This is a genomic window from Pseudobacillus wudalianchiensis (assembly GCF_001685015.1).
Lineage (GTDB): Bacteria > Bacillota > Bacilli > Bacillales > Domibacillaceae > Pseudobacillus > Pseudobacillus wudalianchiensis.
Genome location: NZ_MAYT01000023.1, coordinates 1 through 23,337 on the forward strand (window position 1 = coordinate 1; position 23,337 = coordinate 23,337).

The following is a 23,337-nucleotide window of genomic DNA, read 5'->3' on the forward strand; positions in this document are numbered from 1 at the left end:
TTCTCGCTTTGACTTTATCTCCAAACATATCCAAATGCCGGGAAGTAGGGCCGATAAAAATAATGCCTTCTTCCTCACAGCGTTTAGCAAATTCGATATTTTCTGATAAAAAACCATACCCTGGGTGAATCGCATCAACTTCTGCCTGTTTAGCAATCTCGATAATGTTTTCAATATCAAGATAAGCGTCAATCGGCTTCTTGCCTTTCCCCACAAGATAGGCTTCGTCCGCTTTGTAGCGGTGATAGGACCCTGAATCTTCCTTGGAATAAATCGCTACTGTCCGGATATGGAGCTCCGTACAGGCACGAAATACACGGATGGCAATTTCTCCCCTGTTAGCAACCAGCACTTTACTGATTTTTCGCATTTTCATCTCTCCCCTGTTGTACGAGTAAATATATATAAAAAGGTTCAGTTAACTGAACCTTTTTATGACTAAAGTAAGCATTACTTTTTGTACAGCTGTTCATATTTGGCAAACATAGAGATGTTAACAAGAATGCCAAGCGAAATAGCTAACAAAATGAGTGACGATCCTCCATAGCTAATGAACGGCAATGGAACCCCCGTGATTGGAATTAACCCTGTTACCCCGCCAAGGTTAATAGCTGACTGAATAGCAATCATGCTTGCAATCCCAACAGCCATCATCGTTCCAAACGGATCTCGACACTTGATCGCAATGTAAATGCCTCTTAAAACAATAAAGCATAGGCCTCCTACTACAATCGTGACCCCAAAGACACCTAGTTCTTCTGAAATAACCGAGATGATAAAATCTGTGTGCGGCTCTGGTAAATACCCCAATTTTTGCACGCTTTGCCCTAATCCTCTTCCTAAAACACCGCCTGAACCAATGGCTAGGTAGGAATTTACGAGTTGATATCCATCGCCTTCTTGATGTTCAAAAGGATCCAAATAGCCATTGATGCGGCTCATCTTTCCTTCCGTGAAAATGTCGTCTTTTTTATAAAGAATAAGCGGCGATAAAATTAAAGCAGCCATCATACCAAGAACGACAAGTTTCCACATGCTTTTAAATTTCATACCGGAAGAAATAATAATTGTACAGCCAATAAGAAAGATAATAAATGCTGTACCAAAGTCCGGCTCACTAGCGATGATCATACATAAAAAAACTAGTAAGATAACCGGCGGCGTAACCCCTTTATTGAATGAGTTAATATATTTTTGCTTTTTAGCATAGATAGCTGACATATAAATAATAATCACAAGCTTAGCAAATTCTGACGGTTGAAGTGAAAAACCTCCAATACGAATCCAGCTTCTTGCGTTATTTGAAATCGTTCCATAAAAAGATAGAATACCTAAAAGAGCAACAATACCTGCTACCATAAAAAATAAAAATTTACTATTTTTATAAGCCTTATACGGAAAGATAGCCGCTACGATGAAGAAAAAAGAGGCTATCATAATATGAATCTTTTGCTTGTTGTAAAAGTAATCGCTTGCTACTTCATAGCGTTGTACTGCTGTTACAGAGCTGGCACTGTAAACCATCATCAACCCAAACAAGCAAAGCAGAAAGAAAGCTGCTATGAGTGAGTAGTCGTATGATCTAATTATTTTTTTCCACATATTAATCTTCCTATCTCTTACATCTCAGTGCAAGCTAAATTTGGATCATTTTATGTAAAAAAAACTCAAACATCGATATAAGGTGTTTGAGTTTTTTGCCGTTTATTTTCGAGTAGACGCTTCATGGAGAGCTGATAATTCCCGTTCAAGCGAATCAATCAGTTCCTTTCCATCTTTTTCATCAACCAATCCTAAACGAATCGCAAAATCTATTTCACGGGATAAGCCAAACATCTGGGTGTCCAGCACCTCTTCATACAGAGGACACTGGGGCATCGTTAAGTTGTCCATTTGAACTTTTATGAGCCGCAAGATCTTTCCCGCATCTGCTTCTAATAGAGAGTAGGCTTTTTCCCTGTGATTGACTTTTAATTCAGATGCCATATCTAACTCCCCCTGTTCAGCGCAATAAATTGACTGTATCTTATAAAATTTTATCGTTAATTTGACTAATTTGCAAGGGATTTCGAATTTATCCCCTGACAAGAGAAGGTTCTAGCGTTATAATCTATTTGGAACATCAAATTAACTAAGGGGGAACCCCTATGAATACAACAATGTCTATCAAAGGAAACGTTAAGTTTCCCATCACTTTAGATTCAGGAGTTTGGATCTTTGATGACCGTCGCATTGACTTGGATACATACTTTGATATCGAGGAAGACAACAGCTTACATGCAGACGAGGAATATACAAAGAATGTATCTAAGTTTTGGGATAAAGAAATCCGCGAGGGAGCTGTATTCCCACCGACTATTAAATCTGAAAAAAAATATGAAAAGGAAAAAGTACTGACCGGTACATTTGGCATACCTTTTGATCCATTTTTAAAAAATGCCGAGCCCGCCGCAAATGCTCAATCTCTCGTGATCGAAACAACGGCTGAAGAGATCACACTGCCCCTAGAGAAAGCTAGCGAAATCATCCTCGCTTTCTCCAAAAAAGGTAAGCCTCTTCGTGAAGACGGGCCCGTCCACGTTCTTTTCAAAGATGGATCAAATCGGGAAAATCCGATTAAACACGTTGCCTCATTCCGAGTTGAATAGGCTCATCCCTTTCATAAGCTGAACAGCCAGACACCTTTAACGCAAACAAGGTGTCTGGCTTTTTTTCTTGAATTAGATCTTATTACAATATATCAGCCGCTAACTGAGCAAGCCCTGACCGCTCGCCTTTCAGCAATTTAATATGCCCTGCAACAGTCTGGTCTTTAAATTTTTCAATAGCGTATGTTAATCCGTTATTGTATTCATCTAAATACGGATGATCAATTTGGGCTGTATCTCCCATTAACACAATCTTGCTCCGTTCCCCCACTCTCGTAAGAATCGTTTTTACTTCATGCTTCGTTAAATTTTGGGCTTCATCAATGATAATATATTGTTCAGGAATGCTTCTTCCTCGTATATAAGTAAGAGCTTCAACTTCCACCGAGTGAAGTCCCGCTAGAATTTGGTCAATCTCCCCCGGCTTTTTCGTATTAAATAAGTATTCCAAATTATCATAGATTGGCTGGACCCATGGACGTAATTTTTCTTGCTTTTCACCGGGCAAATAACCAAGATCTTTTCCGACCGGAACAATCGGGCGGGCGACAAGCAGTTTTTTAAAGAGCTGCAAATCTTCTGTTTGCAAAAGCCCCGCCGCAAGTGCAATGAGCGTCTTCCCTGTCCCTGCTTTTCCTGCCATGGTTACAAGCGGAATATCGGGCCTCATTAAAAGTTCAATAGCCATCATTTGCTGGACATTTCTTGGCTTAATTCCCCAAATGATCTCTTCATTATATAAAAGCTTTTTCAAGCATTTCCCGCGCGTATCTACTATACCAACCGCAGATGCGGAACTGCCAAGGGCGTCTTTTAATACGAGGAATTGATTCGGATAAAAAGGATGATGGGCAATTTCCGAAAGTGGAAGCTCCCCTTTTTGATAAAACAAGTCAAGCGCTTGTTTGGATACATATATTTTCAAAAAGCCTTTATAGATATCACTCATTTCAATAACGCGGTCGCTTAAGAAGTCCTCCGCCTGTAATCCGAGTGCATCAGCCTTTACTCGTACAAGTGTATCCTTGCTTACCAAAATGACCGCATGGCCGTCCGCTTTCGCTTCTTCCTCAAGAGATAAATTCTTGGCTACCGCTAAAATACGGTTATCATTCGTATTCTCAACAAATATATCTTGAAGCTTTTGAAAAGAACGGTGATTCAGTTCAATTCTTAAACTTCCTCCGTTCTCTAATTTAACCCCCTCATGCAGCTTTCCGGTTTCCCGCATCTTATCGATTAACTTTGACACAAGCCTGGCGTTTCTTCCGATTTCATCCATATATCGTTTCTTTGAATCCAACTCTTCAAGTACTACTGCTGGGATGACAACTTCATTTTCTTCGAAGGAAAAAATAGCGTATGGATCCTGCAACAAGACATTGGTATCCAGCACATAAATTTTACTCAACGATACGCCTCCTGCTTTGTTCATCTTTTTTTATTATATGAGAATAAATGGTGCTGCGTTCAACGATTGAGCAAAGGCTGTTAAAAATATATGCCTGCATGAATAAGATTAGAAGAGAATCGCAAAATATAGAGAGCCATCTTATCCATTAATTAAAGAGGTGACAAACATGAAACCGATTCTCCCCTTCCTGGCGATTTTTCTTCTCTTTGGCTGTGCTCAAAAAGAAGGCGCAGGGGTAAATACAACAAGAAACACGAACGATGAAACTCCTTATAAGGCACAAGTAAATAATAGTGAACCAAATAACAGAGAACGTATTTCCATGAGAGAAGCTTCCCGCCGACTGGCAGCTACGGCACGTACGATGCCGGGAGTGAACGACGCAACAGCTGTAGCTTGGGGACGATACGCGATTGTCGGGATTGACGTAGATGCCGATTTAGATCGTTCTGAGGTTGGTTCAATCAAGTATACAGTCGCTGAAGGTCTCAAACACCAGCCATACGGAGCAGAGTCTATTGTCGTAGCGGACCCTGACTTATATGCTCGTCTAAAAGAAGTTGGCCAGGATATCGAAAATGGCCGGCCACTACAAGGTCTTGCTAACGAATTGGCCGATATTACTGGCCGGGCTATGCCTGAATTCCCTGGTCATTTAATAGAACCAGATCGCAACAAACCAACAGAACAACCAAAGAAAAACTTATCTCCATCTGAATCCCGTAATTTAGAAAAACAACAGGAAGAACAATCGAATCATCAAAAATAAAATGGATCATCTAAATAAAAACAGATCATCAAGTCCATATGCCTATTTTTAAAAAGGAGGCTGCCTATACATTAGCCTCCTTTTCTCAATGCTTCTAACACTTGACGATCCAGATTTTTAGCTGCTTGTTCATCATATGTTTTTTCATGCTTTGGTTCCGAAGTAATTTTCGACCCGTAAAACATCACATCCCGAATCTCCGTTACATGAATTTCGATGATCGCTGTTTGCACAGGTACATCAGCCGCTCTTTCAGTGAGGATTCTTCCGATACCAGATATCGAGTAAGCCGATTCATTTGCCAATAAGTGAATCGCTACTGCAGGGTTATGCTTCAGGTTTTCTACCATGCGCGACCGGCTATGGACGGCAATGCGCAGCAGTTTCTCATCCAATGCCCGTATCCAAGAAATGGCGTGAATAGCAGGGTTCCCGGATTCCCCATCAATCGTCGCAATCGTAACAAGACGATCCTCCTGCAAAGCTTCAAACAAAGCCGGTATTAAGTAAGTCTCTACTCTGTTAGCCAAATTCATCCCCTCCTTCTGTCTTTATTATACATAATCGAACGAGACCTGCCGAATTTGTAACTCTCCTTTTTCTCTCTGAGGAGACGCTATCCGATGATCCATGATATAATTGACAAAAAAGCTGGAGGTAGCTGAAGTGAGAGTTAAATGTATTTTATGCGAAAAAATTGAAAAAATTGATGATCAGCTCCCCATTGCCAAACGGTTAAGAAACAGACCAATTCACACGTATATGTGCGCTGATTGTAATGAAAGAATCGCTGAAAAAACAAAAGAGCGAATTGCTACCGGCAAGTTTCATATTTATCGTTCAGGCAAGGAGCAGGAAATTTTATAGCTGCAGATTTCAACACAAACAACTAAAAAGAACCGCTTAAGTAAATGGCACCTCTATTATGAAATAGAGGTGCCATTCATCTAGGCGGTTCTTTTAATTTTGATTCTCTTCCTTATGCATCTTGAGCCTGAATTTATATACACCGAGTACAAGCGCGGCTACAATCAAACTCTCTACAACAGGCAGCTGGTAAGACAGGATAAGCAAAAGCAGCGACCCAACAATGAGCGATACATAGACAACAATGTTTTTTCCTAAAGATAATTTCTTAGCAAAGCCGAGGTTGTAGACAAGAACACAAAGCAGTATAATGGCCAGCCAATAAATTCTTACCGCCCAATAGGCTCCTCCAACTCCCTTAATTAAGGCTCCTAGCAGCGGGCTGACGTGTTCTAATCCTTCCACTCCCTATCTCTCCCTTACAAGTTAAATTTCTTCATTTTTCTTCTTTTTGGCTGCCCGCTCCCGTTCATTTTTATCAAGAATTTTTTTGCGTAAACGAATAGACTGTGGTGTTAACTCGCAGTATTCATCATCATTTAAATACTCAAGCGCTTCTTCAAGCGACATAATGCGCGGTTTTTTCATCGTTGTCGTTTGATCTTTTGTGGCAGATCGCACGTTCGTAGCTTGTTTCACTTTTGTAATATTCACTGTCAAATCATTTTCACGCGTATGCTCCCCAACAATCATGCCACCATAAATTTCTGTTCCAGGCTCGACAAAAATCGTTCCACGGTCTTCTACTTGCATAATTCCGTACTGAGAAGCTTTTCCGGTTTCTATAGACACAAGCACACCTTGACGGCGGCCGCCTACACGCCCTGGCTGCATTGGTTGGTAGCTGTCAAATGTATGATTAATAATTCCGTAACCACGGGTCATCGTCAAGAATTCCGTAGTGTAGCCAATTAATCCACGGGCAGGAACCATGAAGATCAAACGTACTTGGCCGTTTCCATTATTAATCATATCAAGCATTTCACCTTTACGCGAGCCTAATGATTCAATAATAGCTCCTGTGTACTCTTCAGGCACGTCAATTTGTACACGTTCCACCGGTTCACAACGTACTCCATCGATTTCTTTCACAATAACTTGTGGTTTAGAAACTTGAATTTCAAAACCTTCACGACGCATATTTTCTAACAAAATCGATAAATGCAATTCACCGCGTCCGGAAACAATCCAGGCATCCGGCGAATCGGTATCCTCTACCCGAAGACTTACATCTGTTTCTAACTGAGCTTCAAGACGCTCTTGGATTTTTCTCGCTGTTACAAACTTTCCTTCACGACCGGCAAACGGACTATTATTCACGAGGAAAGTCATTTGTAAAGTCGGCTCGTCAATATGGAGAATCGGAAGAGCCTCTTGATAATCAACTGGACATACCGTTTCACCAACGTTAATGTCCTCCATCCCAGAAACGGCAATTAAGTCCCCAGCGCTCGCCTCTTGAATCTCAATTCTCTTCAATCCCATGAAACCAAATAGCTTCGTTACGCGAAATTGTTTAACTGTTCCATCTACTTTCATTAACGCTACTTGTTCGCCGACTTTAATCGCACCGCGAAATACACGTCCGATCCCGATACGGCCAACGTAGTCATTATAATCAAGCAGGGCCACTTGGAATTGAAGCGGTTCGCTGCTGTTGTCAATTGGTGCAGGAATATGCTCAATAATAGCATCAAACAAAGATTCCATATTCTCATCCTGCTTGTCAGGAGTTGTACTGGCTGTTCCGTTAATACCTGAAGCGTAAATAACCGGAAATTCAAGCTGTTCATCGTTCGCATCAAGCTCGATAAAAAGCTCAAGCACCTCATCTACTACTTCTTCTGGACGCGCGAAATCACGGTCAATCTTGTTCACCACAACGATTGGACGCAAATTTTGTTCAAGGGCTTTTTTCAACACGAACCTTGTTTGCGGCATACACCCTTCGTAAGCATCTACAACAAGCAAAACGCCGTCGACCATTTTCATAATACGTTCTACTTCACCGCCAAAATCCGCATGTCCTGGCGTGTCAAGAATGTTGATTTTTGTATCTTTATATTGAATGGCTGTATTTTTGGCTAAGATGGTAATACCACGTTCTCTCTCGATATCACCTGAATCCATCGCCCGTTCTTCTACATGCTCATTGCTTCTGAAGCTCCCTGATTGTTTGAGCAGCTGATCAACGAGAGTTGTTTTCCCGTGGTCAACGTGAGCGATGATCGCAATGTTTCTTAAATCATTTCTTGTATTCAAATTAGTTCCTCCTGACTAATAAAAAACCTCAAATCCATAAAATTCGCTTTTGTAACTGGATTATTATATCATAAGTTGGATTGAAATTCTAATTGATATTAAAGGTTTCTCTGTCTTTAAAAATCTTGTACAATAGAAAAAAAGGAGGCTCTTGTTGTGAAAGAAATTAAGTGGATTTTTGTACTCTTTGCTGTTGCTGCTGCTGCGTGCATGATTGGCATGGGAATTGCTATAGGAGAGCAAAGTATATTAGGCCTTATTTTATGTATTGTAGCTCTTATTGCTGTTATGGGATTCGGTTTCTCTACAAAAGCAAAAATGAGAAGAGCCGGAAAGCTATAGATCAAACTCACAATATGAAAATTGTTTTTCCATATATGTTTACAATGCCCTTAGGCTGATTGACATCTAGGTGCCAAACTCAACGAAGAGCAGACTAACCAATAGCTCTAAGCAACATGGTCAGACAAGCCATCCAGAAAGCGAGCACTTGTCAACAGCCTGAATCAAAAAAGGATGCGAATATACTCGCATCCTTTTTCATTTTCACTTTCTTACTAAAAAATCGTTTAATATTTGCCCATGAAGGACAGGAGCCCCAGCAAAAATGCTGTTCGTTTTCAGCAGATCCAATTCTTCTCCTGCTAAATTCGTCATAATGCCTCCTACTTCTTCCACTAAAATTTTTCCAGCAGCGAAATCCCACGGAGACAGCCTCATGGATAAATAACAATCTAATCGGCCTGATGCCACATAAGCAAGCTCGATTGCAGCCGAGCCATATGAACGGGTACCTCTTGCTCTTATCGCTAAGTCGACTAGCTTCTTTTCATCAAAATATTTGTTTTTTACCAGCCATGTAGCATTAACCGCAACGAGTGCCTTTTCTAGTCTAACCTCGGTTAAGGAAGGCAGCCTCACCCCGTTCATGTACGCCCCGTTCCCCCGTTCAGCATAGTATAACTCATCATGAGCCACGTCATAAACATAGCCTAGGCGCCCGACTCCATTTTCATAAATGCCAATCGAAATAGCAAAATGGCGCTGCTGATGAACAAAATTCATCGTTCCATCGATAGGATCGATCATCCATACGATTCCTTTAAGTGAAGTAAGGTCATCTCCCTGCCCTTCTTCCCCTAATATACTATGGCCGGGATATGCCTTTCGAATATTAGAAATAAAAAACCGCTCTGTTTCTTCGTCAATATTCGTTACTAAATCATTGGGGTTTGATTTTGTGTGAATGCTGAGGGAATGCTTAAAAGATTCACGAATAGAATCTCCTGCTTCCATAATCCACGTCTTTACTTGCTGATCTATTTCCGTCCAATTTGCCATAACTATTCCTCCACCGTGGAAAATTATGTAATATCCATCCATCTACATCAAATTATAGTATATCTATCTCTTTTTGCAAAATAAAAACGGCCCCGCTCCATATCGACAGCGAGCCCGTTCTTTATTCATCGTTCGTGTCCATCCCTTTCTTACTATTCTTCATTACGCTTCCATTTTCAGCATTTGTTCACGCAGAATATTGAGCTTCTCTTTAGATCTCTTCATCTGGGCATCATTCTTTTCCTTCATTGCTTCATAGAGTACCGCTAATTCATAATCCAGTTCTAAACGGATAACAGCCAATTTCTCCTTTGATGGCGTTTGTGTATACATTCCATTCATTACTTGTTTCATTCGTGAGCACTCCTTTTATTTTTCTAATTTTGGAATTATGGTGAACCTTAACCTCTCATTGAATGGGACTAGTTTGCTTTATTTGTTTCTACTGCATAGTATTTCTATTTACATATTTTTTTATGATAAACTATCCTCAAGTAAGAATTGGGAGGATACTTTATGAACTTTAATGGCTTTACTCAAGCTGATTTCGATGTTTTCCGAATCGACGGTTTAGATGAAAGAATGACCGCTTTGAAAGCATTGATTCGGCCAAAATTAGAATTTTTAGGCGATCATTTCGCCGGGGAGCTAAGCGTTTTAGCAGGAAATGAAATGTTTCCACATGTAGCTAAGCATGCCCGCCGGACAGTGAATCCGCCAAATGATACATGGGTTGCCTTTGCTGATAACAAACGCGGGTACAAAAAACACCCTCACTTTCAAATCGGATTATGGGAATCGCATTTGTTTATTTGGTATGCCGTGATAGATGAAGCTCCGAATAAAGCAGTTATTGGTTCTTTCCTCGAGAAAAAGATACCTTATTTGCGAAAAAACATCCCTAGCGAGTTCCTTTGGTCCGATGATCATAGAAAACCGGAAGCGACCAAGATGAAAGATTTGTCTGATGAGCAATTACTTCATTTGTTCCAGCGCCTCCAATCCGTAAAAAAATCGGAAATTCTTTGTGGTGTTCACTTACCGAGAGAAAAAGCCATCCAGCTAAATGGTCCCGATTTAGTGACGTTTATTTATGATGCGTTTGTAAAATTAATACCCCTATATAAATTGTCTTAAACAAAATAGCCCTTCCAAAATATGCTTTTGGAAGGGCTATTTTGTTTGGCTCTTTTCTGTTGTCCTGCTATCTTATTTCACTCTTATTTTTTCACCAGCAATGGTAGACTTCATCTGCTGTATCGCACGATAAGAAGAGTATCCACTTACTTCTTCAAATTCATTGCATAGCCGCTTTTCCTCTGATTTGCTCGGCACAATTTCTTTGAATCGCCGGTAAATGGCCATTAATTCCTCCCTATTTACTCCAGCTTCATATGCTCGCTCAATCGCTTCAAAAAATTTAATGACATCAATAACTTCTTCTGTTGACCAGTCTGGCGAAAAAGGGTATGAGTATTCCATCGGTTATCCTCCTCTTTTCATTCTGATTGCATATTACTTCGTGTGCTAGGCAAAGCTTTATGAACATGCTATAATTTCTTGTGTTTCTAAAGCTCTTGCACAAATAGATACGTTATATTAAATGAGGTGAAATGTAAATTGTCACAATTTGATACACCATTGTTCACTGGCTTAAAGGCCCATGCAGCAAAAAATCCGGTGCAATTTCATATTCCAGGCCACAAAAAAGGCAGCGGAATGGACCCTGAGTTTCGCCAATTCATTGGAGAAAATGCTCTTTCTATCGATCTAATTAATATATTGCCGCTCGATGACCTCCATCATCCTCAAGGTATGATCCAGCAGGCTCAAGATTTGGCGGCAGAGGCATTTGGAGCAGATCATACATTCTTCTCTGTTCAAGGCACAAGCGGAGCCATCATGACGATGGTGATGACGGTCTGCGGACCTGGAGATAAAGTTATCGTGCCCCGAAACGTCCACAAGTCTGTCATGACAGCCATTGTCTTTTCTGGTGCAGTACCCATTTTTATCCACCCCGAAATTGACCCAGAACTTGGGATTTCCCACGGTATTACGACAGATGCCGTTAGCCGGGCATTAAACGAACATCCAGATGCTAAAGGATTGCTCGTTATTAACCCAACCTATTTTGGTATTTCCGGCGATTTAAAACAAATTGTTGAAATCGCTCATTCATTTAATGTACCTGTTCTTGTTGATGAAGCACATGGTGTTCATATTCACTTTCACGGTGAACTTCCGATGTCTGCAATGCAAGCAGGAGCAGATATGGCAGCAACGAGTGTGCATAAGCTTGGCGGCTCTTTAACTCAAAGCTCAGTTCTAAATATGAAAGAGGGACTGATTTCACCAAAGCGCGTGCAAACTATCTTGAGTATGTTAACAACAACTTCTACCTCTTATCTTTTGCTTGCTTCTCTTGACGCTGCAAGAAGACGCCTTGCTATCGAGGGAGAGAAATTAATCGGAGAAGCTCTTTCACTTGCCCGCTCTATGCGTGAACAAATTAATGAAATTCCGAATCTTTACTGTGTGGGCCGAGAAATACTCGGTTCAAAAGCGACATATGACTACGATCCGACTAAACTAATTATTTCTGTAAAACAATTGGGGATTACAGGGCATGAGGCGGAAAATTGGCTAAGAGAAAATTATAATATTGAAGTAGAGCTTTCAGACTTATATAACATTCTCTGTATTGTGACACCAGGAGATACCGAAAGAGAGGCTGACCTTTTAATCCGCGCTCTTGCCCACATGGCGGATATGTTCGAAGGATCGGAAGCAAAGCTTCATAAAGAAGTGCTCCTCCCGGATATTCCACTGTTGGCGTTATCACCGCGAGATGCATTTTACGCTGATACAGAAGTGGTACCATTCGAAGAATCAGCAGGCCGAATTATTGCTGAATTCGTCATGGTATACCCGCCAGGCATTCCAATCTTTATTCCTGGAGAAATTATTACCGAAGAGAACCTCCTATACATTCAGAAAAACCAGGAAGCAGGATTGCCGGTCCAAGGACCGGAGGACTTTGAATTGAAGACATTAAGAGTAATCAAAGAACGAAAAGCGATTATATAATCTAACAAGAAACCCGGAAGCAGCCGCTTCCGGGTTTCTTGTATCTGCCATATGTTTATTTAATCAGTCGTCCAACTCAGTTTCTTCTTCACAGCCGCAATGTGAATAAGCAACAGAAACTTTTTCGTCCTCAAAATACTCAATTGTGTTCATACATGATTTACAAATAATTGTGCCCACATTACACATCCCTTTCCAATGATTTGTAAACGTTTTTATTATTTAATTATATAATAATATAACATAATTAGATTTTCAAGCTCTTATTGTATGACACATTTACCCTTTTTATAAAATTTAAGTTATCTTTCTCAAAGAAGAAAACAACTATTGTACAATTTCTAAGAATGACACTAGGATAAAACTTAAGGCTTACTATCATTTCTTAACTCCGAATAAATGAGAATATACTTTAGTTGTTTTGTCCAAATACATATTCAAACAGAATGAAAATACATTAGTTAAGAGTATATAAAATTACTTATATTTGAAATGAGGGAGAGTATGATACAGCTAGCAGGAGTCCCTTTTCAACAAAGTAGTATGTGGCCAATCGGCGGAGTCGAAGACATCATTGTTCAACGTATGAATGAAACTCCCGTTGTGTATTCTTACGACTCTATTGAGGAGTTAATCTTTGAGGTTACGTTACGAAAAAATATTATAGCCAGTGCACGAATGATGAACGAAGGAAATGCGCGCTTTGAAACGTTTGAAAAGTCCCGTTGCAACCCGCAATACTGGCAATTAACAAGAATCGGCGGCTTCCGGCTGAAACCTAATGTCCCCCCGTCCGAGGCGATCGAAGATATTTTTGAAAATAGCTCCATGTACGCATTTGAATGTGCAACTGCAAAAATAATTATCTATTATCATGCCGTTCTAAATAGTCTCGGTAAATATGTGTTTAATCGCTTATTCCAAAACCTTTATTTATACAGCTGGCATTTTGATCCTGATCTCGGCATTCACACGGTTGAGACAAACTATTTCTTGCCTGGAGATGTTGTTTATTTTGATAATCCTGACTTTAATCCTGACACCTCCTGGTGGAGAGGAGAAAATGCGGTTGTTCTTGAAGACGGGACCTATTTCGGACACGGAATAGGAATAGAGACCGCCCAACAAATCATTGTACATTTAAATAGAAGAAGAAAGCCCGGAGGTTATCGATCAGCCTATCTAAAAAATTCAGCTGCCCGACTAGATTTTAAACATTTGGCAAAACTCTCGGTCTTAACAAGAAGTTACCCGACTTATAAGCCGCGCCACTTTGTCATACGCCATAATAAGAGTTCCATTTCATTTAAGCAGTATGTTTTTTATTTATATAAGGTTTACACTCAAATGCACAGTTAAACCCATTCTCCATATGGAGAATGGGTTTAGTCATTTGGTGATAGAGTGTAATCGTCAAGGCCGACTGCACTTCCCTTCATTTTATTTGAATCGTCTTCGGGTCAATAATCTCATACCCTTTCCCACGAATTCCGCTCACGATATCACTTAAAGCTTCTTTCGTCCATTGTCTGTCGTGCATTAATAAACTGGCGCCGTTGATGAGGAATGGGGTATTCACCATTACATCGGATAAGCTTTCCTTCTTCTGATATTCCTTCTCCCAATCGTACCCGTATGTCCAATTCATAGGAATCATTTTCTCTTCTAAAATAACCTGTTTAGAGAAATCTGTGTAATGTCCAAACGGGGCACGGAAAAAGACAGGACGCTTGCCTGTGACTTTTTCCACCATTTCATTTACCTTTAAAATTTCTTCCTTCTGCTCCGCCTCTGGCAGGCTCTTTAAATCTTTGTGAGAATAAGTGTGATTGCCGATCTCAAACCCCATGTGGGCTATTTCTTCTAACATTCTTTTGTTGTCATCTTCCTCTAAAAATTTTCCATTAACGAAGAAAATAGCGGAAGCCTTTTCTTTTTTAAGTATTTTGGCCATTTCTAATGCATACTTTTCAGGCGCATCATCAATCGTGAGCAACACCGCTGCAGGATTGGCTTTTCCAATGGGTTCTATCGACCAATTCCTCTGGTTCACTCGATAAAGAGGAGCCTTTCTTTCTTTATCAGCCAATCTGTCGCCTTCCCCCTTATCCGTCTGTTGATTCAATGCTTTCTTTTCCGCTGGAGGGGCTGTCTCCTTTTTTTGTTCCTGAACGCCTTGATTACTGCAGCCGATCAAAAGTAAGAGCGTGAATAAAATGGTTAGTTTTCTCATCCTTTCCCTTCTTTCCACTTGTTTCTTCCAGTGTAACAAAGCTCAAAAGGAAGTAGAAAAGATATGAAACAGCTGATCAATAGCCAGCTTGCCTGTCCAATAAAAGATCAGAGTAGAAACCGTCATAAAAAAACCTTTCCGCTGTGAATGCAGTATCTTTTCAGCCGCTGTCATGCAAAGGTAGAAAAAAACAATAAATAAAAGTCCTCGAAACGTTTTCGAATCTCCATTTGACAGCCAGGCTGCCAGCGTATAAAAGCTCCAAATCATTAAGTGAAAGATAAACACAATATAATAGCTCATAGCTCCTCCGCCCATTCTTTTTGTTTGCTACTTTAGTTTATGGCTGTGGAGGATGATTCTTAACCAAATACAGCTAAAAAAGAGACTTTGTCTACACTCTCAAAAAAAAATAGAACTGCCCTTTGGACAGTTCTATTTTGGTTATTATTTTACAATATGGATAGGCGTGCCAAGAGCTACTTCAGCAGCTTCCATAGCAATTTCGCCTAATGTTGGATGGGCATGGATGGTCATCGCAATATCTTCTGCTGTCATGCCTGCTTCAATAGCAAGTCCAAGTTCAGCAATCATGTCAGATGCGCCAGATCCAGCAATTTGCGCACCAACAAGCAATCCGTCTTCCTTGCGTGTAACAAGCTTAACGAAGCCGTCTGTACTGTTAAGTGCTAATGCACGGCCGTTAGCTGCAAACGGGAATTTCGCTGCGATTACTTCGATTCCCTCTTCTTTCGCTTCTGCCTCTGTGTAGCCGACAACTGCTAATTCAGGCTCAGTGAAACACACAGCTGGGATTGCCATGTAATCAATTTCAGAACGCTCGCCTGCGATAGCTTCTGCTGCTATTTTTCCTTCATAAGAAGCTTTATGAGCCAATGGAGGACCTTGTACAATATCTCCAATAGCATAAATGTTAGATACACTTGTACGGCACTGTTTATCAATTTCAATTAAGCCGCGGTCTGTGATTTTCACGCCAGCCTGCTCAAGGCCTAATTCTTGTGTATTTGGCTTACGGCCAACCGTAACAAGTACATAATCCGCTTCGACTTTTTCTTCTTTGCCGTCTACTTCATAAGTAACTGTTACGCCGTTTTCTGTTTCCTCAGCAGCTTTTGCCATTGCCTTCGTAACAATTTTCACGCCTTTTTTCTTCAAGTTACGTTTAACAAGAGCAGACATTTGCTTTTCAAAACCATTTAAGATTTCGCTGGCACCTTCAAGAATCGTTACTTCTGTTCCGAAGTTTGCATAAGCTGTAGATAACTCAGCGCCAATATATCCGCCGCCAACTACTACCATTTTAGCTGGAACTTCTTTCAGTGCTAAAGCGCCTGTTGAGTTGATAACCCGCTCAGAAAATTTAAAGTTAGGAATTTCGATTGGATGAGAACCTGTTGCGACAATTGCATTTTTAAATTTATACGTTTGTGCAGAATTTTCATCCATTACACGGAGTGTATTCGCATCAGCAAAGTAAGCTTCACCACGAACAATTTCTACCTTATTTCCTTTTAAAAGTCCTTCTACTCCGCCAGTAAGCTTGTTAACAACACTAGCTTTCCATTCTTGAACTTTGTCAAAGTTAACTGTAACGTTTTCAGCTACAATTCCGATATCATCTGAATGTTTAGCTTGCTCATAACGATGAGCAGCTGTAATTAATGCCTTAGAAGGAATACAACCAACGTTTAAGCAGACACCGCCTAGTTCTCCTTTTTCAACGATGGTTACTTTTTGTCCAAGCTGCGCAGCACGGATTGCTGCTACATATCCACCTGGTCCTGCTCCGACGACAATCGTACCTGTTTCGATTGCGAAATCTCCTACTACCATTGCATTACGCCTCCATTAATAAAAGTTCTGGATCATTTAATAAACGCTTAATGTGATTAAGCGCATTTTGAGCTGTAGCACCGTCGATCATTCGATGGTCAAAGCTCAATGATAATGCTAACACAGGTGCGGCTATAATTTCACCATTTTTTACGATTGGTTTTTCTGCAATTCGACCAATGCCCAAAATAGCTACTTCCGGATGGTTAATAACCGGTGTGAACCATTGACCGCCGGCAGAGCCGATGTTTGTAATCGTGCAAGATGCGCCCTTCATTTCCGCCGGGGAAAGCTTGCCATCGCGCGCTTTATTTGCCAGTTCGTTAATTTCATTTGAGATGGCAAACATTGATTTACGGTCCGCATTTTTTACAACAGGAACAAGAAGGCCCTTGTCTGTGTCTGCAGCGATCCCAATATTGTAGTAATGCTTATGAATAATTTCGTCTGTATTATCGTCAAGCGATGTATTTAAAGCTGGATATTCGCGAAGGGCACTTGTTAATGCTTTTACCACATAAGGAAGGAAAGTTAACTTAATACCTTTTTCTTCAGCGACAGCTTTGAATTTTTTACGATGTGCCCAAAGTTTAGTTACCTCTACTTCATCCATCAATGTAACGTGCGGTGCTGTATGCTTAGAATTTACCATAGCCTTAGCGATAGCTTTGCGGATACCGCTCATTTTTTCGCGAGTTTCTGGGAATTCTCCTTCTGGAATAACAGGTGCAGCTGCACTTTCTGCTTTCTGTGCTGCCTGCCCTACAGCTGTTTCTTCCTGTTTAGCCGCTGGCTCTTCTGCTGCTTTCTGACCTCCCGTCATAAAGCTGTCAACGTCTTCTTTTAGTACGCGGCCATTCTTACCTGAACCAGCTACTTGACGAATATCCACTCCATTATCACGCGCATATTTACGAACAGACGGCATAGCTATAATACGGCGGTTTGGATCAACGTTCGTTTCTTGAACCGCCGGCTGTTCACCTGCTCCCGTTGCTCCTTCCGCCTTCTGCATAGGCGCCTCTTCTTTTTTGACGTCCTGGCCTGCTTCGGCTGTTGATTGTACTTGCGCCTCAGTTTTTTCTTCGCCGTCTCCATGTCCTTTAAACTGTAGATCTTCGTAGCCTGGAGCATCAATTCTAACAAGCACATCTCCTACGACAGCCACTGTTCCTTCGCTCACTAAAACCTCTTCTACCGTTCCTGTAACAGGAGAAGGAATTTCGACAACTGCTTTATCATTTTGCACTTCACAGAGGATATCATCCTCTTCAATTTTGTCGCCTGGCTTTACGAACCATTTTACGATTTCGCCTTCATGAATACCTTCACCGATATCCGGTAATCTAAATTCAAATGCCAAAGTCTTCACCCTCCTAATGTAAAAGTTCATCATCTTAAACAAGCGGTATATTAGGAGAGATCTCAGACCTATTCAACATAGGCCTGAGACCGTCTGCCTTATACTCTGCTTATTATTAAAAATCGAGTACTTTTTTCGCCGTTTCAATAACGTCCTTAAAGTTTGGAAGCCAAACAGGCTCTGCTTGCGAGAATGGGTACACTGTATCTGGAGCCGCTACACGCAATACCGGGGCATCCAGGCTCAAAATAGCGCGCTCATTAATTTCTGCTACGACATTAGCTGCAATTCCCGCTTGCTTTTGAGCTTCCTGAACAACAATCGCACGTCCTGTTTTTTCTACAGAAGCAATAATAGTGTCTATATCTAATGGCTGAATGGTACGAAGGTCAATCACTTCTACGGAATGTCCTTCTTTCTCCAACTCTTCGGCCGCCTTAATGGACTCATGAACCATTGCACCATAAGTAATGATAGAAAGGTCTGTTCCTTCACGTTTTACTTCTGCTTTTCCAAGAGGGATAGTATATTCTTCTTCCGGCACTTCTTGACGGAAAGAACGATATAATTTCATATGCTCTAGGAAAATAACTGGGTCATTGTCACGAATTGCAGAGATTAACAATCCTTTTGCATCATAAGGTGAAGATGGGATAACGACTTTCAAGCCTGGCTGCTGAGCAACAAGCCCTTCTAAGCTATCCGCATGCAGTTCTGGTGTATACACACCACCGCCAAACGGAGAGCGGATCGTTACCGGTGCAGAATAGCTGCCGCCTGAACGATAACGGAGACGGGCTAATTGACCACTGATAGAATCCATTACTTCATAAACGAAACCAAAAAATTGAATTTCAGGAACCGGACGGAATCCTTCGAGAGCAAGTCCCACAGCAAGCCCGCCGATTCCGGATTCAGCAAGCGGTGTATCAAATACACGGTCTTCACCAAATTCTTTTTGGAGACCTTCCGTCGCCCGGAAAACCCCTCCATTCACTCCAACGTCTTCCCCAAAGACCAATACATTTTCATCGTTCTTTAGTTCTGTGCGCAGAGCGTCCGTAATAGCTTGGATCATTGTCATTTGCGCCATGGCTTACTTCGACTCCTTCTCTTTGTAAATTTCATATTGCTCTTTTAAATTCGCAGGCATTTCTTCGTACATATGAGCCATTAAATCCGTCACCTTTTGCTTCGGTGTTTCGTCTGCTTTTTTAATTGCTTGTTTAATCTCTTCTTTTGCCCGTTCAATGACAGCTGTTTCCTTCTCTTCATTCCACAACCCTTTAGCCTCAAGGTACTTACGGAAACGAACAAGCGGATCTTTCTTTTCCCATTCATTGTCCATGTCGTTTGTACGATAACGCGTTGGATCGTCTCCTGCCATCGTATGCGGACCATAACGGTAACACATTGTTTCGATTAAAGTTGGACCTTCTCCATTTAGAGCACGCTCACGAGCTTGACGAGTAACCGCATAAACAGCTAATGGATCCATTCCGTCTACTAATACACTCGGCAGGCCAGCTGCCACCCCTTTTTGAGCAATTGTTTTGGCCGCTGTTTGTTTTTCACGCGGTGTTGAAATGGCGAACTGGTTATTTTGCACAATGAAAATAGCAGGAGCATTAAATGCACCAGCAAAGTTAATTCCTTCGTAGAAATCTCCCTGTGAAGAACCACCGTCTCCTGTGTATGTAACCGCTACCGCTTTTTTGTCACGTTTTTTCAAACCAAGTGCTACACCGGCATTTTGAATGTATTGTGCTCCAATAATAATCTGTGGCGCTAATACATTTAAGCCCTCAGGTACTTGATTTCCATGATAATGGCCACGCGAGAATAAAAAGGCTTGATATAAAGGAAGGCCATGCCAAACGATTTGTGGGACATCACGATAACCTGGCAAAATCCAATCTTCTTTTTCCAAAGCAAAGTGAGAAGCAATTTGAGAAGCTTCCTGTCCTGCTGTTGGTGCGTAGAAACCTAAGCGCCCTTGACGGTTTAAAGAGATAGAACGCTGGTCAAGAATACGCGTATACACCATACGAGTCATTAACTCTTCCAACTGTTCATCTGTTAATTCAGGCATTGCCTCTTCATTAACGACCTCGCCCTCTTCGTTTAAAATCTGAACCATTGTAAATTGGTCTTCAATCAATTCAAGTGTCTTTTTTGCATCGAACTGTGCCTTCTTTTTAGCACTCATGAAAGCCACCTATCCTTTCTTTTTTGTTGTGCGTAATCTTCCTACTTAATAAGCCATCCTTCAGTCTTCTGCCTTGCACATATTCTCCAGATGGAGTGATTTATCTTCAGCTCTGTACTACTATAAATATCATCTATACTAGTACAATCACTTGTTTACAGACATAAGTCTATAATAATGATTAGCCGAAAGTCAAATAAAATTAGCCTATCTAAAAGGGAGTTGTTGATTTTCCTCAATTCCCTCCATTAAAACTGTATTACTCCACGAAAAGTATCTGTACTATAAAAAAACTAATTTCTTTCAACTGTTATAGAGTAGTTTTGCACCGGGTAAATTTCCCTTTCTTGAATACATGTATATCCTTTCCCTTTGAAAAAGAAAAAAACCGGGTATTTTAGGTATCCCAGCTGCTTCTCTGCGATGAGGTAAAGGACGAACAAGCAACGCTAAAGTGTTTTTCCTAACGAAACGGCCTTTTATTTATTTCCCATTTATCAATTTCTCTAATAATTTTTTTTGTTTGTTCACCGTTTGTGTTAATTGGTTAAAGCGTTTATTAGCTGTTTTTAGCTTCTCACTATCTTGATTAATGTTAGTAATCCGCTCTTCAACTTTCCCTAAATTTGTTTTTTCCTTCCCAAGTATCGTATAAAGTTTTTTATTCTCCGCTAAAATCTTGTAATAAAGCTTTCCTATTTTCTGATGCTCTTCGTACCTCGCCTCCATGGTCCGAATCAATTCATTAAGCTGGCTCCTTACGCGTTTATTGTCCACTTGTTTTTTCAGCTCACGTATTTTGGAAAACTCATCTGCGGCGTTCTTCATGGCTTCCTGTTCTGCTGAAACTTTTTCTTTTCGCTCTTCCAAATTCTTTTTAGCTTTCTTTGTTAAAATCCCCCATTGCTTTTTATCTTTCTTACTAGGGGCCATCATTTCTTCATATATCTTTAACTCTTTGTTCTCAAGTTTTTTCAAGGGCTCCTGCTGTTTCACTGACTCCTCTTCTGTTTTTGCCGTTTTCTCAAAGATCGTGATCGCCTTTTCTTCAGGTGAGCCTCCACAGCCTGTTAACAAAACCGACACTGTCATAAAAGAGACAATCGACTTTTTCTTCATTTCTCCCTCCCTCTGCATTCACACTCTGCCTTTATGTATTACTCATCTGTTTTTCTTACATAGCCTAATTTGTCTCCGTTAAAACATTAGCCTGTTTCATTAACAACGACCTGTTTTTTTGATAAACTATTTCGTAGAGATTGTCTTAAAGAAAGAAGGTACGTATGATGATTACGATGAAAGATATTGTTCGGGAAGGTCATCCAGCTTTAAGGGAAAAAGCAGTGAATGTGGCTTTGCCGCCAAGTGAAGAAGATAAAAAGACCGCTAAACAATTACTCGAATATGTACAAAATAGCCAAGATCCGGAAACAGCCAAAAAATTCGGTTTACGGCCTGGTGTTGGACTGGCAGCTCCACAGATTGGCCTGACAAAACGCATCATTGCCATTCAAGTCCACGATGAACAAGGGAAACTGATCAGTCACGCTTTAATTAACCCAAAAATTGTAAGTCACTCTGTAGAAAAAGCTTATTTACTCTCTGGTGAAGGCTGTTTATCAGTAGATCGCGATGTTCCCGGATATGTACACAGATATGCGAGAGTAACGATAAAAGCCATTGATCTTGAAGGAAAAGAAATAAAGCTTCGCTTAAAGGGGATGCCCGCTATTGTAGCTCAACATGAAATTGACCATTTAAATGGCATTATGTTTTACGATCATATCGATCCGAAAAATCCTTTTTCAGTCGTTGAAGGCTCCGTGCCGATTGAACGTTAAAAGCCGGACCTATCTCTGTGCTTGAATGTCAATAAACCGCTAGCCGCAGGCCGTTGAACAACTAACGGCCTGCGGCTATGTGTGATAAAAGGTTATACTCTATAGAAGCTCCAGCTTTTTAAGAGCGAGGTAAATGCCGTCTTCCGCTACATCTGCTGTCACCATGTCTGCTGCTTCCTTTACAGGCGGAAGTGCATTGCCCATAGCTACCCCAGTACCTACAAGCTTTAGCATTTCAATGTCATTTAATCCGTCACCGAATGCATACACATCCTCCATCTTAAAATCAAGACGTTCCATCATTTTTTTTATTCCTTCTGCTTTCGATCCTCCTGCTGGAAGAATATCAAGAGAATAAGGATGCCAACGAATAAACGTGAATTCAGGGAAATCCTTCCGATACCTTTCTTCCTCTGCTTCTTCACAAAAAATGAGCGTTTGGTATAAATCATTTTCTTTGTGAAAATCCGGGCTGATCCCTGGATAAGGAAATTTCAACGTGGAGAGACTTTCCTTTACATATGTATCATCGGGACGATTTGCTTTCATCGCTTCTTCCGTCATATAAACAAGAGAATGCCCCTGCTCGCCTGCATATTGATTTAACCGGTCAAGTGAGTCAGCAGCCAGCGGATTCAGATAAATCACTTGATCTTCAAACACCACGTATTGGCCATTGAAACTAACGAATGAATGAATATCAAGCTCCTTCCGCAAATCCTCAAACATAAACGGTGCTCGTCCAGTAGCGATCGCTGTGTAAACCCCTTTATCTCTTAACTGTTGAACTGCTTCCTTTGTCTTTGCCGGCAACTGTTTATCATGATCCAGCAAGGTTCCATCTATATCAAAAAACACTATTTTTGTCATGCAAACAGCTCCTCGTCATATATTTTCCCCTCTCCACGCTACCTTAACTCCTTATCAAAGTCAACGAACCGGTATCTTTGGAGTTTATTACCACTCCTAATCAATGATCATTCTACCCATACTAACGAATAGGTGACGGACGGCTTCCCATTTCTCTTTTTATTTAAACAAATGTATGATAAAATAACCGTAAGGAGTGATCCACTATGTTAAAAAAGCTAAAAAAGAAGCTTGCCAAACAGTGGAGAGACATGCTCAGAAGAAAATCAATCGCATAATAAAGAATGGTGTAGCCCTTCCTTTATGAAGGGCTGTCTTTGTGTATAAATACGAAAATTTTCGTCTATTCCTATCTAAATAGAAGCAGGAATATGAAAAACATGAAAAAAAATCAAACATTCTTTATAATAAAGAAAAGCGGAAGGCGCTCGTCCAGCGCGATAGCGGATTGGGGCTCTGGACGAGAAGTCGTTTTTCAGACTTCGACAGAGAGAGCGAAATCAGCGTACGTGCTAGCGCCTGCAGCTAGACTTGAAAAGCGGAGCTAACTGCTCTGCCCCGACAAGCATAAGA

General features: G+C 40.8%; 28 protein-coding genes. 9 read left to right on the forward strand and 19 right to left on the reverse strand.

The window, feature by feature from the left end; translation table 11 throughout:
• From A8F95_RS10565 to A8F95_RS10575, 3 genes are all read right to left on the reverse strand, one after another.
• Positions 1–376, reverse strand: a 376-nt coding sequence (locus A8F95_RS10565) for a biotin carboxylase N-terminal domain-containing protein (protein WP_281181766.1), incomplete at its 3' end; no start/stop codon positions are given.
• 74 nt (positions 377–450) lie between these two features.
• Entirely contained in the window at positions 451–1,602 is a 1,152-nt protein-coding gene (ftsW, locus tag A8F95_RS10570) for a putative lipid II flippase FtsW (RefSeq protein WP_065410483.1), read from the reverse strand.
• Between the two features lie 102 nt (positions 1,603–1,704).
• Positions 1,705–1,986, reverse strand: coding sequence for an Fpa/YlaN family protein (locus A8F95_RS10575; protein WP_049661321.1), 282 nt, complete (start codon positions 1,984–1,986; stop codon positions 1,705–1,707).
• Positions 1,987–2,147: 161 nt separating this feature from the next.
• Between A8F95_RS10575 and A8F95_RS10580 the strand changes: the two genes are divergently transcribed.
• Entirely contained in the window at positions 2,148–2,648 is a 501-nt protein-coding gene (locus A8F95_RS10580; protein WP_065410484.1) for a hypothetical protein, read from the forward strand.
• Between the two features lie 82 nt (positions 2,649–2,730).
• Here A8F95_RS10580 and A8F95_RS10585 read toward each other — a convergent pair whose 3' ends face one another.
• Positions 2,731–4,059, reverse strand: coding sequence for a PhoH family protein (locus A8F95_RS10585; RefSeq protein ID WP_049661318.1), 1,329 nt, complete (start codon positions 4,057–4,059; stop codon positions 2,731–2,733).
• Between the two features lie 169 nt (positions 4,060–4,228).
• Between A8F95_RS10585 and A8F95_RS10590 the strand changes: the two genes are divergently transcribed.
• Complete coding sequence (locus A8F95_RS10590; protein WP_065410485.1) at positions 4,229–4,831, forward strand: YhcN/YlaJ family sporulation lipoprotein; 603 nt, start codon at positions 4,229–4,231, stop codon at positions 4,829–4,831.
• Positions 4,832–4,902: 71 nt separating this feature from the next.
• Here the strand turns inward: A8F95_RS10590 and A8F95_RS10595 are convergent, their stop codons facing one another.
• The gene (locus A8F95_RS10595) at positions 4,903–5,367 is read right to left on the reverse strand and encodes a pyridoxamine 5'-phosphate oxidase family protein (protein WP_425414992.1); all 465 of its coding nucleotides are present in this window, start codon (positions 5,365–5,367) and stop codon (positions 4,903–4,905) included.
• 130 nt (positions 5,368–5,497) lie between these two features.
• On the opposite strand from A8F95_RS10595, the gene A8F95_RS10600 reads away from it, so the two are divergent.
• On the forward strand, positions 5,498–5,698 hold the full coding sequence (locus A8F95_RS10600; RefSeq protein WP_065410893.1) for a YlaI family protein: 201 nt from the start codon (positions 5,498–5,500) through the stop codon (positions 5,696–5,698).
• Between the two features lie 93 nt (positions 5,699–5,791).
• Here A8F95_RS10600 and A8F95_RS10605 read toward each other — a convergent pair whose 3' ends face one another.
• Both A8F95_RS10605 and typA read right to left on the reverse strand, forming a co-directional pair.
• Complete coding sequence (locus A8F95_RS10605; protein ID WP_077247321.1) at positions 5,792–6,103, reverse strand: YlaH-like family protein; 312 nt, start codon at positions 6,101–6,103, stop codon at positions 5,792–5,794.
• Between the two features lie 21 nt (positions 6,104–6,124).
• Positions 6,125–7,960, reverse strand: coding sequence for a translational GTPase TypA (gene typA / locus A8F95_RS10610; protein ID WP_065410487.1), 1,836 nt, complete (start codon positions 7,958–7,960; stop codon positions 6,125–6,127).
• A 156-nt stretch (positions 7,961–8,116) separates the two neighbouring features.
• On the opposite strand from typA, the gene A8F95_RS10615 reads away from it, so the two are divergent.
• Entirely contained in the window at positions 8,117–8,302 is a 186-nt protein-coding gene (locus A8F95_RS10615) for a YlaF family protein (RefSeq protein WP_049661311.1), read from the forward strand.
• A gap of 204 nt (positions 8,303–8,506) precedes the next feature.
• Here the strand turns inward: A8F95_RS10615 and A8F95_RS10620 are convergent, their stop codons facing one another.
• Together A8F95_RS10620 and A8F95_RS10625 are read right to left on the reverse strand one after the other, a co-directional pair.
• Entirely contained in the window at positions 8,507–9,301 is a 795-nt protein-coding gene (locus A8F95_RS10620) for an inositol monophosphatase family protein (RefSeq protein WP_065410488.1), read from the reverse strand.
• Between the two features lie 162 nt (positions 9,302–9,463).
• Positions 9,464–9,655 carry a hypothetical protein gene (locus A8F95_RS10625; protein ID WP_065410489.1) on the reverse strand — a complete coding sequence of 64 codons (192 nt, stop codon included), beginning with the start codon at positions 9,653–9,655 and terminating at the stop codon, positions 9,464–9,466.
• A gap of 162 nt (positions 9,656–9,817) precedes the next feature.
• On the opposite strand from A8F95_RS10625, the gene A8F95_RS10630 reads away from it, so the two are divergent.
• Positions 9,818–10,438, forward strand: coding sequence for a YktB family protein (locus tag A8F95_RS10630; RefSeq protein WP_065410490.1), 621 nt, complete (start codon positions 9,818–9,820; stop codon positions 10,436–10,438).
• A 72-nt stretch (positions 10,439–10,510) separates the two neighbouring features.
• On the opposite strand, the gene A8F95_RS10635 is transcribed toward A8F95_RS10630, so the two are convergent.
• Positions 10,511–10,783: a UPF0223 family protein gene (locus A8F95_RS10635; protein ID WP_065410491.1), complete on the reverse strand. Its 273-nt coding sequence runs from the start codon at positions 10,781–10,783 to the stop codon at positions 10,511–10,513.
• 138 nt (positions 10,784–10,921) lie between these two features.
• Here A8F95_RS10635 and A8F95_RS10640 point away from each other — a divergent pair, with 138 nt between their 5' ends.
• Positions 10,922–12,391, forward strand: coding sequence for an aminotransferase class I/II-fold pyridoxal phosphate-dependent enzyme (locus A8F95_RS10640; RefSeq protein ID WP_065410492.1), 1,470 nt, complete (start codon positions 10,922–10,924; stop codon positions 12,389–12,391).
• A gap of 63 nt (positions 12,392–12,454) precedes the next feature.
• Here A8F95_RS10640 and A8F95_RS21710 read toward each other — a convergent pair whose 3' ends face one another.
• Positions 12,455–12,580, reverse strand: a complete 126-nt coding sequence (locus tag A8F95_RS21710; RefSeq protein WP_425414993.1) for a GapA-binding peptide SR1P — start codon at positions 12,578–12,580, stop codon at positions 12,455–12,457.
• A 315-nt stretch (positions 12,581–12,895) separates the two neighbouring features.
• Between A8F95_RS21710 and A8F95_RS10645 the strand changes: the two genes are divergently transcribed.
• Entirely contained in the window at positions 12,896–13,750 is an 855-nt protein-coding gene (locus A8F95_RS10645; RefSeq protein ID WP_065410493.1) for a protein-glutamine gamma-glutamyltransferase, read from the forward strand.
• 76 nt (positions 13,751–13,826) lie between these two features.
• Here A8F95_RS10645 and A8F95_RS10650 read toward each other — a convergent pair whose 3' ends face one another.
• The 7 genes from A8F95_RS10650 to A8F95_RS10680 all read right to left on the reverse strand — a co-directional run bounded on the left by A8F95_RS10650 (position 13,827) and on the right by A8F95_RS10680 (position 21,172).
• The gene (locus tag A8F95_RS10650) at positions 13,827–14,624 is read right to left on the reverse strand and encodes a polysaccharide deacetylase family protein (RefSeq protein WP_065410494.1); all 798 of its coding nucleotides are present in this window, start codon (positions 14,622–14,624) and stop codon (positions 13,827–13,829) included.
• 42 nt (positions 14,625–14,666) lie between these two features.
• On the reverse strand, positions 14,667–14,927 hold the full coding sequence (locus A8F95_RS10655; protein ID WP_065410495.1) for a hypothetical protein: 261 nt from the start codon (positions 14,925–14,927) through the stop codon (positions 14,667–14,669).
• Positions 14,928–15,071: 144 nt separating this feature from the next.
• On the reverse strand, positions 15,072–16,481 hold the full coding sequence (gene lpdA, locus A8F95_RS10660; RefSeq protein ID WP_065410496.1) for a dihydrolipoyl dehydrogenase: 1,410 nt from the start codon (positions 16,479–16,481) through the stop codon (positions 15,072–15,074).
• A gap of 4 nt (positions 16,482–16,485) precedes the next feature.
• Positions 16,486–17,844, reverse strand: coding sequence for a dihydrolipoamide acetyltransferase family protein (locus A8F95_RS10665; protein ID WP_065410497.1), 1,359 nt, complete (start codon positions 17,842–17,844; stop codon positions 16,486–16,488).
• A 115-nt stretch (positions 17,845–17,959) separates the two neighbouring features.
• The gene (locus A8F95_RS10670) at positions 17,960–18,937 is read right to left on the reverse strand and encodes an alpha-ketoacid dehydrogenase subunit beta (protein WP_065410498.1); all 978 of its coding nucleotides are present in this window, start codon (positions 18,935–18,937) and stop codon (positions 17,960–17,962) included.
• A 3-nt stretch (positions 18,938–18,940) separates the two neighbouring features.
• Positions 18,941–20,053 (reverse strand): pyruvate dehydrogenase (acetyl-transferring) E1 component subunit alpha, encoded by a 1,113-nt coding sequence (pdhA, locus tag A8F95_RS10675; RefSeq protein ID WP_065410499.1) that lies wholly within the window; start codon positions 20,051–20,053, stop codon positions 18,941–18,943.
• Positions 20,054–20,536: 483 nt separating this feature from the next.
• A complete protein-coding gene (locus A8F95_RS10680) occupies positions 20,537–21,172 on the reverse strand; it encodes a YkyA family protein (RefSeq protein WP_065410500.1) in 636 nt (211 codons plus the stop codon).
• A gap of 167 nt (positions 21,173–21,339) precedes the next feature.
• Here A8F95_RS10680 and def point away from each other — a divergent pair, with 167 nt between their 5' ends.
• Positions 21,340–21,894 carry a peptide deformylase gene (gene def / locus A8F95_RS10685; protein WP_065410501.1) on the forward strand — a complete coding sequence of 185 codons (555 nt, stop codon included), beginning with the start codon at positions 21,340–21,342 and terminating at the stop codon, positions 21,892–21,894.
• Between the two features lie 99 nt (positions 21,895–21,993).
• Here def and A8F95_RS10690 read toward each other — a convergent pair whose 3' ends face one another.
• The gene (locus A8F95_RS10690) at positions 21,994–22,764 is read right to left on the reverse strand and encodes a Cof-type HAD-IIB family hydrolase (RefSeq protein WP_065410502.1); all 771 of its coding nucleotides are present in this window, start codon (positions 22,762–22,764) and stop codon (positions 21,994–21,996) included.
• Positions 22,765–23,144: 380 nt separating this feature from the next.
• Between A8F95_RS10690 and A8F95_RS22465 the strand changes: the two genes are divergently transcribed.
• A complete protein-coding gene (locus tag A8F95_RS22465) occupies positions 23,145–23,312 on the forward strand; it encodes a hypothetical protein (RefSeq protein WP_176713671.1) in 168 nt (55 codons plus the stop codon).
• Positions 23,313–23,337: the final 25 nt, after the last annotated feature.

Bases quoted from the DNA above. Each gene is read 5' to 3' on its own strand.
- ftsW (WP_065410483.1), bottom strand. From the start codon at position 1,602: ATGTGGAAAAAAATAATTAGATCATACGACTACTCACTCATAGCAGCT.
- A8F95_RS10575 (WP_049661321.1), bottom strand. From the start codon at position 1,986: ATGGCATCTGAATTAAAAGTCAATCACAGGGAAAAAGCCTACTCTCTA.
- A8F95_RS10580 (WP_065410484.1), top strand. From the start codon at position 2,148: ATGAATACAACAATGTCTATCAAAGGAAACGTTAAGTTTCCCATCACT.
- A8F95_RS10590 (WP_065410485.1), top strand. From the start codon at position 4,229: ATGAAACCGATTCTCCCCTTCCTGGCGATTTTTCTTCTCTTTGGCTGT.
- A8F95_RS10595 (WP_425414992.1), bottom strand. From the start codon at position 5,367: ATGAATTTGGCTAACAGAGTAGAGACTTACTTAATACCGGCTTTGTTT.
- A8F95_RS10620 (WP_065410488.1), bottom strand. From the start codon at position 9,301: ATGGCAAATTGGACGGAAATAGATCAGCAAGTAAAGACGTGGATTATG.
- A8F95_RS10625 (WP_065410489.1), bottom strand. From the start codon at position 9,655: ATGAAACAAGTAATGAATGGAATGTATACACAAACGCCATCAAAGGAG.
- A8F95_RS10630 (WP_065410490.1), top strand. From the start codon at position 9,818: ATGAACTTTAATGGCTTTACTCAAGCTGATTTCGATGTTTTCCGAATC.
- A8F95_RS10635 (WP_065410491.1), bottom strand. From the start codon at position 10,783: ATGGAATACTCATACCCTTTTTCGCCAGACTGGTCAACAGAAGAAGTT.
- A8F95_RS21710 (WP_425414993.1), bottom strand. From the start codon at position 12,580: ATGTGTAATGTGGGCACAATTATTTGTAAATCATGTATGAACACAATT.
- A8F95_RS10645 (WP_065410493.1), top strand. From the start codon at position 12,896: ATGATACAGCTAGCAGGAGTCCCTTTTCAACAAAGTAGTATGTGGCCA.
- A8F95_RS10650 (WP_065410494.1), bottom strand. From the start codon at position 14,624: ATGAGAAAACTAACCATTTTATTCACGCTCTTACTTTTGATCGGCTGC.
- A8F95_RS10655 (WP_065410495.1), bottom strand. From the start codon at position 14,927: ATGAGCTATTATATTGTGTTTATCTTTCACTTAATGATTTGGAGCTTT.
- lpdA (WP_065410496.1), bottom strand. From the start codon at position 16,481: ATGGTAGTAGGAGATTTCGCAATCGAAACAGGTACGATTGTCGTCGGA.
- A8F95_RS10670 (WP_065410498.1), bottom strand. From the start codon at position 18,937: ATGGCGCAAATGACAATGATCCAAGCTATTACGGACGCTCTGCGCACA.
- pdhA (WP_065410499.1), bottom strand. From the start codon at position 20,053: ATGAGTGCTAAAAAGAAGGCACAGTTCGATGCAAAAAAGACACTTGAA.
- A8F95_RS10680 (WP_065410500.1), bottom strand. From the start codon at position 21,172: ATGAAGAAAAAGTCGATTGTCTCTTTTATGACAGTGTCGGTTTTGTTA.
- def (WP_065410501.1), top strand. From the start codon at position 21,340: ATGATTACGATGAAAGATATTGTTCGGGAAGGTCATCCAGCTTTAAGG.
- A8F95_RS10690 (WP_065410502.1), bottom strand. From the start codon at position 22,764: ATGACAAAAATAGTGTTTTTTGATATAGATGGAACCTTGCTGGATCAT.
- A8F95_RS22465 (WP_176713671.1), top strand. From the start codon at position 23,145: ATGAAAAAAAATCAAACATTCTTTATAATAAAGAAAAGCGGAAGGCGC.